10 protein-coding genes are annotated in these 10,049 nt (G+C 76.1%); 3 read left to right on the top strand and 7 right to left on the bottom strand.

The features are described 5' to 3' along the window. Positions 1 to 37: 37 nt before the first annotated feature. From H596_RS0104085 to secB, 5 genes are all read right to left on the bottom strand, one after another. A complete protein-coding gene (locus H596_RS0104085) occupies positions 38 to 1,987 on the bottom strand; it encodes a nucleoside-diphosphate sugar epimerase/dehydratase (protein WP_027283815.1) in 1,950 nt (649 codons plus the stop codon). Positions 1,988 to 2,033: 46 nt separating this feature from the next. Then, positions 2,034 to 3,140 carry a glycosyltransferase gene (locus H596_RS0104080; RefSeq protein ID WP_027283814.1) on the bottom strand — a complete coding sequence of 369 codons (1,107 nt, stop codon included), beginning with the start codon at positions 3,138 to 3,140 and terminating at the stop codon, positions 2,034 to 2,036. Further along, a complete protein-coding gene (locus H596_RS0104075; protein ID WP_027283813.1) occupies positions 3,128 to 4,327 on the bottom strand; it encodes a glycosyltransferase family 4 protein in 1,200 nt (399 codons plus the stop codon). The genes H596_RS0104080 and H596_RS0104075 overlap by 13 nt, the downstream gene beginning before the upstream one ends. A gap of 8 nt (positions 4,328 to 4,335) precedes the next feature. Then, on the bottom strand, positions 4,336 to 5,547 hold the full coding sequence (locus tag H596_RS0104070) for a DegT/DnrJ/EryC1/StrS family aminotransferase (RefSeq protein ID WP_084602561.1): 1,212 nt from the start codon (positions 5,545 to 5,547) through the stop codon (positions 4,336 to 4,338). A gap of 174 nt (positions 5,548 to 5,721) precedes the next feature. Then, the gene (gene secB / locus H596_RS0104065; protein WP_027283811.1) at positions 5,722 to 6,216 is read right to left on the bottom strand and encodes a protein-export chaperone SecB; all 495 of its coding nucleotides are present in this window, start codon (positions 6,214 to 6,216) and stop codon (positions 5,722 to 5,724) included. Positions 6,217 to 6,364: 148 nt separating this feature from the next. Here secB and H596_RS0104060 point away from each other — a divergent pair, with 148 nt between their 5' ends. Continuing rightward, on the top strand, positions 6,365 to 6,952 hold the full coding sequence (locus tag H596_RS0104060) for a DUF2889 domain-containing protein (protein WP_027283810.1): 588 nt from the start codon (positions 6,365 to 6,367) through the stop codon (positions 6,950 to 6,952). Between the two features lies 1 nt (position 6,953). On the opposite strand, the gene H596_RS0104055 is transcribed toward H596_RS0104060, so the two are convergent. After that, positions 6,954 to 8,495, bottom strand: a complete 1,542-nt coding sequence (locus H596_RS0104055; RefSeq protein WP_027283809.1) for an FAD-dependent oxidoreductase — start codon at positions 8,493 to 8,495, stop codon at positions 6,954 to 6,956. Between the two features lie 4 nt (positions 8,496 to 8,499). Beyond that, positions 8,500 to 8,775, bottom strand: coding sequence for a BolA family protein (locus tag H596_RS0104050; RefSeq protein WP_027283808.1), 276 nt, complete (start codon positions 8,773 to 8,775; stop codon positions 8,500 to 8,502). 62 nt (positions 8,776 to 8,837) lie between these two features. Here H596_RS0104050 and H596_RS0104045 point away from each other — a divergent pair, with 62 nt between their 5' ends. Together H596_RS0104045 and H596_RS22720 are read left to right on the top strand one after the other, a co-directional pair. Beyond that, the gene (locus H596_RS0104045; RefSeq protein WP_027283807.1) at positions 8,838 to 9,431 is read left to right on the top strand and encodes a J domain-containing protein; all 594 of its coding nucleotides are present in this window, start codon (positions 8,838 to 8,840) and stop codon (positions 9,429 to 9,431) included. Further along, positions 9,415 to 10,047 (top strand): DUF2459 domain-containing protein, encoded by a 633-nt coding sequence (locus H596_RS22720; protein ID WP_027283806.1) that lies wholly within the window; start codon positions 9,415 to 9,417, stop codon positions 10,045 to 10,047. Before H596_RS0104045 ends, H596_RS22720 begins: the two co-directional genes overlap by 17 nt. Positions 10,048 to 10,049: the final 2 nt, after the last annotated feature.

The following is a 10,049-nucleotide window of genomic DNA, read 5'->3' as shown; positions in this document are numbered from 1 at the left end:
GAAGCCTAACCGATGGGGGAATGGGGGCCAACCGCTGCTACCCCGCCGCGCTCCCGCTCCGCTCCGGGTTCCCCTCATGCGCGAATTCCGGCACCAGCCGCGAAAGCTGCGCCAGCGCCAGCCGCACCTGCCCCGCCCGGGCCGAGGCGGCGATCTCCTCCAGCGCGCGGCCCACCAGCGCAAGGTCCGCGGTGCGCGGCGTGGCCACCAGCAGCCCTGGGAAGCGCGTGGGGCGCGGCGGCTCCTGGCCGTGGAACAGCTCCTCGTAGAGCTTCTCGCCCGGGCGCAGCCCGGTGAAGCGGATTTCCACGTCCACGTCCGGCCGCAGCCCGGCCAGGCGGATCATGCGGCGCGCCAGGTCCACGATCTTCACCGGCTCGCCCATGTCGAGGACGAAGATGCCGCCCTCGCGCAGTTCGGGCGGCGCGTCCTCGCGGTCGGCCGCGCCCACCACGGCGGCCTGCAGCACGAGGCCCACCGCCTCGCGCACCGTCATGAAATAGCGGCGCATGTCGGGGTGCGTCACCGTCAGCGGCCCGCCGCGCTCGAGCTGGCGGCGGAACAGCGGCACCACGCTGCCCGTCGAGCCCAGCACATTGCCGAAGCGCACGGTGATGCAGCGCATCGAGCCCTCGCCCTTCGGCGAGTCGGGGGCGCGCGCCTGCTTGTCCAGCGCCTGGCAGTACATCTCGGCAAGGCGCTTGGTCGCGCCCATCACGCTGGTGGGGTTCACCGCCTTGTCGGTGGAGATGAACACCATCAGCGCGCAGCCCGCCGCGCGCGCCGCCTCGGCCACCACGCGGGTGCCGAAGGCGTTGGTCAGCACGCCCTCCAGCGGGTCGGCCTCCACCATCGGAACATGCTTCAGCGCCGCGGCGTGGAAGACGAGCTCGGGCCGCGCCTCCTCCATGATCCGGCGGATGCGCGCCTCGTCGCGGATATCGGCCAGCACGGCGCGGCGCGGCGCCTCGGGGTGGCGCTCGCGCAGCTCGAGGTCGATCTCGTAGAGCGCGTATTCCCCGTGGTCGAGCAGGGTGAGCATGGCGGGCCCCAGCGCCGCCACCTGGCGCGCGAGCTCGCCGCCGATGGTGCCGCCCGCCCCGGTGATCAGCACCCGCCGCCCCTGCACCAGCCGCGCCATCCCCTCGCGATCGAGCGGCACCTGCGGGCGATCGAGCAGCTCCTCGATGGAGACGGGCCGCAGGTCGAGGCGCGGCCCCTCCAGCCCGTCGCGCGCGGCGTGGGCGAGCGCCGTGGGCTGCGGCGCGGCGCGCACCGCCACCCCGTGGCGGTCCGCCGCGTCGAGCAGCGCGGCGAGGGAAGGGCCCGCGAGGTCCGGCGAGGCGAGGACGAGGATCTGCGGCAGCCGCCCCTCGGCGCGGAGCTGCTCCAGCACCGCCTCCGCCTCCTCGATGGCGCCGAGGATGGGGTGGCCCTGGATGCGCCGTCCCGCCTGCCGGCTGCGGCGCGTCAGGATGCCCATGATGCGGTAGGGCGGCTTGCGCGCGCGGGCGAGGGCGGAGGCGAAGACATCCACCTGATCGGCGCTGCCGGCCACCAGCACGGCCGGCGCGCCCGCCATCTCCATGGCGCGGCGCAGCGCCTGGGCGCGGCTCGCCAGGCGCGGCGCGCCCAGCAGCGCGGCCAGCACCATGGCGTGCAGCACGGGGAAGGCCGGGTTGTCGCCATGCCAGGCATCGGCCGCGCGCAGCAGCCAGAAGAAGGCGAGGGCGCCGAGCAGCGCGGCGGCCAGCACCGCCAGCAGGTCGCGCAGCCCGGCGAAGCGCCAGTACTGCTTGTGCAGGCCGAGCGCCCAGCCGATCGGCAGCAGCGTCGCCACCGCGAGCGCCACCCCGCCCCACCACCAGGAGGGCGCGGGCCAGTTCCCCGGCCCCGCGAGCCAGAGCGCGGCCGGCAGGGCCAGGGCGGCCAGCGCCGCATCCAGGGCGAAGTTCAGGATCTGCCGGGCCGGCGGGGTCTGGGCCATCGCCCCAGCTATAGAGGCAAGCGGCCGCGCCGCCAAAGCGCGCCCATCAGCCCAGCAAGGCGCGGTAGAGCGCAAGGAGCCGCGCCGCCTCCCCCGGCCAGCCCCATTCGCCGCGCGCCGCGCGCCAGCCCGCCTCGCCCAGCGCCGCCCGCCGCGCCGGGTCGGCGAGCTCGGCCACGGCGGCGGCGATGGCGGCGGGCCGCGTCACGTCCACCAGCAGGCCGCAGCCCGCCCCCTGCACGATCTCGGCCACCGGAAGCGCGAAGCCGGGCGCGATGACGGGCAGCCCCAGCGCCATGCCGTCGAACAGCTTGTGCGGCAGGGCGAGGCGGTGGTTCTCCTCGCCCGGCTGGAAGAGGATGAGGTTCACATCCGCCTCCGCCGCCGCGCGGGCCAGCGCCGCCTCGGCCGGCATCCATCCGGCCAGTTCGATGCGCCCCGCAAGGCCGCGCCGCGCCGCCTCGGCGCGGAAGGCGGCCTCGCTGCCATCGGTGAAGCGGCCGATCACCAGCAGCCGGGTCTTCGCGGGGCAGAGGGAGAGGGCGGCCAGCATCTGCGGCCAGCCCCGCTTCACGCCGATGGCGCCGAGGTGCAGCAGCGTCAGCGGCCCCGGCCCATGGGCGCGGCGCGGCAGGCCTTCGGGGACGAGGGCGTGGTTGCGCACCTCCACCTGGCGGGGATGGCCCGGGAAATCGGCCGCGAGGCCCGACTTGGCATGCACCAGCGCATCGGCCCGGGCGGCGATGGCGCGCAGCGCGGCGCGCAGGGCGAGGCGGGCGAGCGGCCGCAGCGGCGCGGGCAGCCGCGCATCGAGGCGCGAGGGGTAGTGCTCGTGCACGTCCAGCACCGCCCGCGCGCCCAGCCGCCGCGCCGCCCGCACCGCCAGCACCCAGGCATCGGGCTCGGAGGCATGGATGGCGGCGGGGCGCAGCGCCAGCACGCGCCGCCACAGCGGCCGCCACAGCGCCCGGCGCGAGGGGGCGGCGAGGGTCTCGATCTCCACCCCCGCCACCGGCGGCAGCCTCCCGCCCGGGCCGGGGCAGAGGTGCAGCACCCGGAAGCCGGCGGCCGCCAGCGCCGCCCCCTCCTTGCGGACCACGCGCATGTCGTCCGGCGGATGGGCGGCGGAGAGCAGCAGGATCAGCGGAGGCATGATTCCACCGTCTCCACGAAGCGCCGCGCCAGCAGCCGCCGGTCGAAGCGCCGCAGCGCGAGGCCGCGCGCCGCCTCGGCCATGGCGGCGCGGCGGGCGGGGGCCTCGGCCAGGCGCTGCAGCGCATCGGCCAGCGCGGCGGGGTCGCGCGGCGGCAGGCTCTCGCCCGCGCCGCCGGCCAGCAGCCGCGCCGCCTCGCCCGGCAGGTTGGAGAGCACGGGCAGCCCCGCGGCCAGGTAGTCCATCAGCTTGTTGGGCGCCGTCCATTCCGCGAAGGCCGGCACGGGGGCGAGGCAGAGCAGCCCCGCCTGGCTGCCCGCCAGCAGCCGCGCGAGCACGCGCTTGGGCAGCGGGTCGAGGAAGCCGATGTTGGGGAGCCCCCGCGCGGCGGCGACCAGGGCGGGCTTCTCGCCCCCCTCGCCCACCAGCAGCAGCCGCCAGCGCCGCTCGCCGCGCCGGGCGAGTTCCCGCGCCGCCTCGACGAGCAGGCCGAGCCCGTTCGCCACCCCATGCGCCCCGGCATAGACGGCGAGCAGCTCATGGCTTGCCGCCGCCTCGGGCCGCCAGGGCGGGATGTGCGGGCCGAACAGATCGAGGTCGCAGCCCTGCGGCACCACCTCCACCCGCGCCGCGCCGCGCGCGCGGGCGATCTCGGCCATGCCCTCGCTCAGCGCCACCACGGCGGCGGCGCGGCGGCAGGCGGCGTCGGCCATGCGCTCCATGGCGGCGAGGGCGAGCGGGTTGGCGAGGCCGAGCGCGCGCGGCAGCTCTGGCCAGGGGTCGCGCATCTCGAACAGGAAGGGGATGCCGCGCCGTGCGGCGGCCAGCGCGGGCAGCACCACGGTGAGCGGGGTGGAGGAGGCGATGACGAGATCCCACCCCTCGCCCCGCGCCAGCCGCCCCGCGCGCCAGGCGTAGCGCAGGAAGGCGGCGCTGCGCGCGGCGAGCCCCATGGCGTTGGTGCAGGGGATGGCGAACTCCACGACGCGGAAACCCGCCACCGCCCCCTCGCGCGCGCCGCGCCGGAAGGGGCCCTCGAGCCCCGTCACCGCGCCCTGCCACTGGCCGGTCGCGAGCGTCACGCGATGCCCCGCCTGCGCCAGCGCCCGGGCGAGGGCGAAGCTGCGCGTGCCGGCCGCGCCGGCGGGCGTGGAGAAATGCTGGTGAAGGTAGAGAAGCCGCGCCAAGCGCCCCGCTAGCCCCGGCCGGGGCGCGCCAGCTCGCGGATGATGGCGATGACGCGCGCCTCCTCCGCCCGGCTCATCCCATGGCCGGAGGGCAGGCAGAGCCCGTTGTCGAACAGCGCCGCGGCCACCGCGCCGCCCGAGCGCGGCGCGTCGCGGAAGGCCGGCTGCAGGTGCAGGGGCTTCCAGACCGGGCGGCTTTCGATCCCCTCGGCGGCGAGGGCGAGGCGGATGGCCTCGCGGTCCGCCCCGAAGCGGCGGGGGTTCACCTGGATCACCGTGAGCCAGCGCGTGGCCCGGGCCCAGCCGGGCTCCGGCATGAAGGAGAGGCCGGGCAGGTCGCTCAGCCCCTCCTGGTAGCGGGCGAAGCGGGCGCGCCGCCCCTCCACCCGCGCCGCGAGATCGGGAAGCTGCGCGAGGCCGACGGCGGCGAGCACGGAGCTGAGCGCGTAGTTGTGGCCGGTCGTCTCGTGCTGGTAATGCGCCACCGGCTCGCGCGCCTGGTGGGCGAGGTGGCGTGCGCGCGCCAGCAGCGCCGAGTGGGGCCCCGAGAGCGCGCCGCCGCCCCCGGCGGTGACGATCTTGTTCCCGTTGAAGCTGGTGACGATCAGGTCCGCCCCGTCCCCCGCCGGGCGGCCGTGCTGGGTGGCGCCCAGCCCGCAGGCGCTGTCCGAGAGCACGGGCACGCCCCAGCGCGCGCAGGCCTCGCGGATGGCGGCGATGTCGGCGGGCTGGCCGAACAGGTCGGCCGGGACCACCGCGCGGGGCAGCCGGCCGCGGCGGGCGGCGGAGGCGAGATCGCGGCGCAGCCGCTCCGGGTCGAGCGTCCAGCTCTCCGGGCAGACGTCGAGGAAGCGCGGCACCGCGCCCATCTGCACGGCGGGGGCGATGGTGGCGATGAAGGTGAGGGTGGTGGTCCAGACCTCGTCGCCCGGAGCGACGCCGAGCGCGCGGTAGGCGAGGTGCAGGGCCGCCGTGCCCGAGGCGGTGGCGAGCGCCTCGGGCTGGCCGGTGGCCTCGGCCACCGCCTCCTCGAAGGCGGCCAGAGCCGGCCCGGCCGGGGCGAGCCAGCCGCTCTCCAGCACCGCGGCCAGCGCGCCCAGCTCCCGCCCCGAGAGCGCCGGCGCGGCCAGCGGCACGGGACGTTTCGGGGGCGGCACATCCCGCCGGAAAGGCAGGATGGCCGCGCTGGACAGCGGCGAAGCGGAGGGCGGAGGCGCCATCGGCGTTAACCCTTCATTCAGCTTTGCCGACGATTAAAGACCGTTTCTGTACCGATGCAAGCGTCCCGGTTGTAGAAAACCACAGTTTACAACTCTTGAGACGTTGACAGGGCCGCGAGAATCGAATCCCGAACGCGACACCGCGGCGCCTGTCAGGCGCTTGCGCCCCTTTCCTCAGGCCTCGCCTGAGGCCTGCGCCTGCTGGCGCATGCGCTTGGCGTGGATGAGCTGGGCGATGTCGATGGGCGGCAGCATCAGCGCGGGGAAGGCCCCCTGCGCGCTCACCTCGGAGATGATGCTCCGCGCATAGGGGAAGAGCAGCCGCGGGCAGTCCACGCCCAGCACCTGCTGCGCGTGCTCGGGCGGCAGGTTGAGCGTGAACACGCCGCAATAGGTCAGCTCCAGAATGTAGCAGACCATGTCCTGCGCCTTGGTCTCCACGCGCAGGATCAGCGCCACCTCGAAGACATTGGCGTTCTCCTGGAGCTGCTTCACCTCCAGGTCCACGTCGAGGTCGAGCTGCGGCTGCTCGCGCAGGATCGCGAAGATCTGCGGGCCGTTGGGCACCTCGAAGCTGAGATCCTTCACGTACTGGATTTCGATGACGAGGGGCGGGGGCGGCGGCGCGCCGTTGCCGTTGGCGGGGGCGGGGCTGGCTGTGTCGGACATGAGGGCCTTCCGGTTGGAGCGGACCGCGCCGGGCCGGGGCCGGGCGCCGCTGGGGCAGGTGCGGCGCGGCGCTACCACGCGCCGCGCGGCGCCGGAAGCCCGCGCCAGCCGTCTTTGCGGCGGCGCAGCGAGGGCCTATCTCTGCCCCATGCCGCTCTCCGCCCCCGCCCCCCGCAAGCTCGAACATCTGCGCGACATCGCGCTGCGCGGCTATCTGCGCGAGGACGGGCTGGTGGACATCGAGGCCCATCTGACCGACACCAAGACCTACGGCTTCCCCTCGGAGGACCGCGGCCAGGTGAACCCGGGCGAGCCCATTCACGGCATGTGGGTGCGCATGACCGTGAACGAGGAGATGGTGATCGTCGCCTGCGAGGCCGCCTCCGACCACACCCCCTTCGCCGTCTGCCCCGGCGCGGCGCCCAACTTCGCGCGGCTCGCGGGGCTGACCATCGGCCCCGGCTTCAACCGCGCGGTGAACGAGCGCGTGGGCGGGGTGGAGGGCTGCACCCATCTGCGCGAGGTGCTGGCGCAGATGGCCACCGTGGCCTTCCAGACCCTCTGGCCCATCCGCCACCGCCGCCAGCAGGAGCAGCGCAAGGCCGAGGCCGCGGGCGCGCCGAGGAAGCGGCCCGCCCTGCTCGGCACCTGCTTCGCCTATGCGCCCAACAGCCCGGTGGTGCGGCGCAAATGGCCCGAGTGGAGCGACCTCGCCGAGAAGCCCGCGGCCGAATAGCTCACCGCCCCCGCAGCCGCTCCGCCAGGCGCAGGGTCAGCGCCAGGATGGTCAGGGTGGGGTTGGACGCGCCGCCCGTGGGGAACACCGCGCTGGAGGCGACGTAAAGGCCCGGGCAGCCGAACACCTCGAGGTGGCGGTCCACTACCCCCTCGGCCGGGCTCGCGCCCATGCGGGCCGTGCCGATGTGGTGGAAGAAATCCTGCACCTCCGCCCGCCAGCCCGCCTCGCGCAGCCAGGGCGCGGGGCGCAGCCGCCCGAGGCCGAGCCGCGCGAACTCCCGCCCCACCAGCTCAGCGAACAGCTCGAAGCTGCGCCGATCGAGCTCGTTCAGCCGCCAGTCGAGCCGCGCGCGGGGCATGCCCAGCGCGTCCTTCTCCACCGGGTCCAGGGTGAGGCGGCTGTCGGGGTCGGGCGTCTGCTCGATATGGGCCCAGAGGGTGATGCGCGCCCCCGCCGCCGCCGGCAGCCGGCGTTTCACCAGCCGCGTCCAGGCATAGCCCAGCATCTCGCGCCCGCCCATCGCGAGCCCCGCGGCGCGGCGCAGCGCCGCGCGCGTCTCGCCGCCGCGGAAGGCGCCGTAGAAGGCGCGGGCGCTGGCGAAGGGGGAGTCCTCGGGCGCGGTGAAGACCAGCTCGGAGGTGACGTTGAGCACGCGCTCCGCGCGCTGCGCCGCCTCGGCCAGCGCGATCTTGGGAAAAAGCCGCCCCTCGCGCCGGTAGAAGGGGCGGAACCACTGCGCGAGGCGGGCGAAATCCGCCCCCTCCACCTCGCCCACCGTGGCGGTCGGGTGGTCCTGCAGGAAGCGGCCCACGAGATGGTTGCCGAGGCCGGAGGCGAGCAGCAGCCGCGGCGTGTCCAGCCCGCCGCAGCAGAGCACGACGCGCGGCGCGCGCAGCTCCGCCCGGCGGCCGGCGAGGCAGGCCAGCTCCACCGCATAGCGCCCCTCCTCGCCCGCGGGCGGGCGGATGCGGGTGGCGGTGGCCTCGAGCAGAACCCGCGTTGCGGGATCGGCGGCGAGCGCGGCGCGATACATGGCCCCGAAGTCGCGGTGTTTCGCCAGCCAGGAGACCTGCGGGCGCAGCAGCGCCGGATCGAAGGGCGGCGGCGCCTCGCGCAGATGCGCCCAGGCGGCCGCGTCGTAGCGCATGCCCTCGAGGCGCAGCAGGCGCTCGGCGGCGGGGTAGTGGCGCGCCAGCTCGGCATGGGCGATGGGCCAGCCGCTGTGCGGCACCCAGTCCCGCGCCTCGAAGTCGATCGGATCGAGCGGCAGGGACTGCCCGGCCCAGAGGGTGGTGGCGCCCCCCAGCCGCCGCGCCCGCCCCTCCCGCGCGCCGGGGAAGGGGTGGCCGGCGAGCGTCACCTCGTTCAGCGAATCGAGGCTCGGCTGATCCGGCGCGCCGCCGGACTCGGCCAGCAGCACCGAGAGCCCGGAGCCGCGCAGCGCCAGCGCCAGCGCGATGCCCGCCGCGCCGCCGCCGATGATGGCGAGGTCGGCCTCCGCCCGCGTGCCGTCCGGCAGGGCGGAGAGCCGCTCGATCACGGCCTCAGCCCAGCTCCTCGGGCGCGCGCAGCGTCAGCGCCAGCGCGTGCAGGCCGGAGGCGAACTCCTCCCGCAGCGCCTCGTGCACGGCGCGCGAGCGGGCGAGGCGGTTCATCCCCGAGAAGGCCGGGCTGACCAGCACCACGCTGTAGTGCGTCTCCCCCTCCGGCCGCGCGCCGGCATGGCCGGCATGGCGGGCGCTGTCGTCGGTGATCTCCAGCGCGAGGGGCGCGAAACGCGCCTCGAGCGCGGCGCGGATGCGGTCGGCGCGGGTCGGCATGGACGCAGTTTGCCCAAGCCGCGATCATGGACAAGCGGGGGCGCGAGACCCATAACCCGCAGATGGCCCGCCGCCAGTCCTTCCAACCCCAGCGCGATCCGAAAGACCCCCCGCGCCCCTGCGACGCCGAGGGCTGCGACAAGCCCGGCGAGTTCCGCGCGCCCAAGGACCGCACGCTGCGCGAGCACCACTGGTTCTGCCTGGATCACGTGCGGGCCTACAACGCCGCCTGGGACTACTACCGCGGCATGGGCCCGGCCGACATCGAGCACGCCATCCGCGCCGATGCGGGCTGGCAGCGCCCCACCTGGCCGCTCGGCCGGCTGGGCGGGGTGCGGCTCGACCCGGAGCGGCTGGCCGACCCGCTCGGCATCCTGCGCGAGACCCCCCTGCAGGCGCGCCGCCGCGCCCCGAAGCGCGAGGAGGCGCCGCCCGAGCTGCGCGCCGCGCTCGGCCTGCTCGGACTCGACTGGCCGCTCGATCCGGCCGCGCTCAAGGCGCGCTACAAGGAGCTGGCCAAGCGCTACCACCCGGATGCGAATGGCGGCGACCGCGGGGCGGAGGAGCGGCTGAAGGACATCAACCGCGCCTATTCCCTGCTGCGCCGCCGCCTGCCGCGCGCCGAGCCCGCAGCCCCCCATGCGGCGGCCGGATAGGCTGCCCCGACGCGCGGCGCTGGCGCTGCCGCTCGCGCTTCCCGCCTGCGCCCTGGCGCCCGCCCCCCCGCCCGCGGCAGGCTGCGGGCCGGGGGCGCCCTTTTTCGCCTATGCGCGCGACTGGCACAGCGAGGTGGTGGTCCCCGCCGCCTGGCTGCCCGATCTCGCCCCGCTCGCGCCGGGGGCGGGGCTCGTCATGCTGGGCTTCGGCCAGCGCGAGTTCTTCATGGCCGACCGGCCGGGGCTCGCTGAGGCGCTGGCGGCGCTCGCCCCCGGCCCCGCGGTGATCCGCGCCCGTTTCCTGGACGCGCCGCCGCGCGCGGAGGGCGATGCGGAGCTGCTGGCGCTGCGCGGGGCGCGCGAGGGGCTCGTGCGCTTCCTCGCCGCCGCCTTCGCCCGCGACGCGGCGGGGCGGCTGCCGCCGCCGCTGCTCTCCCTGCCGCCCGCGCGGCATTTCCTGGCCGCCGCCCGGCGCTACTCCCTGGCCTACACCTGCAACAGCTGGACGGCGGAGGCGCTGGCCGCCGCGGGCCTGCCCGTGGCGGTCGCGGGGACGCTGCTGCGCGGCCAGGTGATGGCGCAGGCGCGCGCGCTCTCCTGCGCGGCGCACGGGTAGCC

The sequence above is a fragment of the Rubritepida flocculans DSM 14296 genome, from assembly GCF_000425365.1.
In the GTDB taxonomy this organism is placed as follows: Bacteria; Pseudomonadota; Alphaproteobacteria; order Acetobacterales; family Acetobacteraceae; genus Roseococcus; species Roseococcus flocculans.
The sequence above is the reverse complement of the archived record's forward strand: the minus strand, read 5'-3'. Positions and strand labels throughout refer to the sequence as shown.

Excerpts from the sequence above, each read along its gene's own strand:
- H596_RS0104070 (WP_084602561.1), bottom strand. The coding sequence starts at position 5,547 with ATGGCGCCTCCGCCCTCCGCTTCGCCGCTGTCCAGCGCGGCCATCCTG.
- H596_RS0104045 (WP_027283807.1), top strand. The coding sequence starts at position 8,838 with ATGGCCCGCCGCCAGTCCTTCCAACCCCAGCGCGATCCGAAAGACCCC.
- H596_RS22720 (WP_027283806.1), top strand. The coding sequence starts at position 9,415 with ATGCGGCGGCCGGATAGGCTGCCCCGACGCGCGGCGCTGGCGCTGCCG.
- H596_RS0104050 (WP_027283808.1), bottom strand. The coding sequence starts at position 8,775 with ATGCCGACCCGCGCCGACCGCATCCGCGCCGCGCTCGAGGCGCGTTTC.
- H596_RS0104085 (WP_027283815.1), bottom strand. The coding sequence starts at position 1,987 with ATGGCCCAGACCCCGCCGGCCCGGCAGATCCTGAACTTCGCCCTGGAT.
- H596_RS0104060 (WP_027283810.1), top strand. The coding sequence starts at position 6,365 with ATGCCGCTCTCCGCCCCCGCCCCCCGCAAGCTCGAACATCTGCGCGAC.
- H596_RS0104080 (WP_027283814.1), bottom strand. The coding sequence starts at position 3,140 with ATGCCTCCGCTGATCCTGCTGCTCTCCGCCGCCCATCCGCCGGACGAC.
- secB (WP_027283811.1), bottom strand. The coding sequence starts at position 6,216 with ATGTCCGACACAGCCAGCCCCGCCCCCGCCAACGGCAACGGCGCGCCG.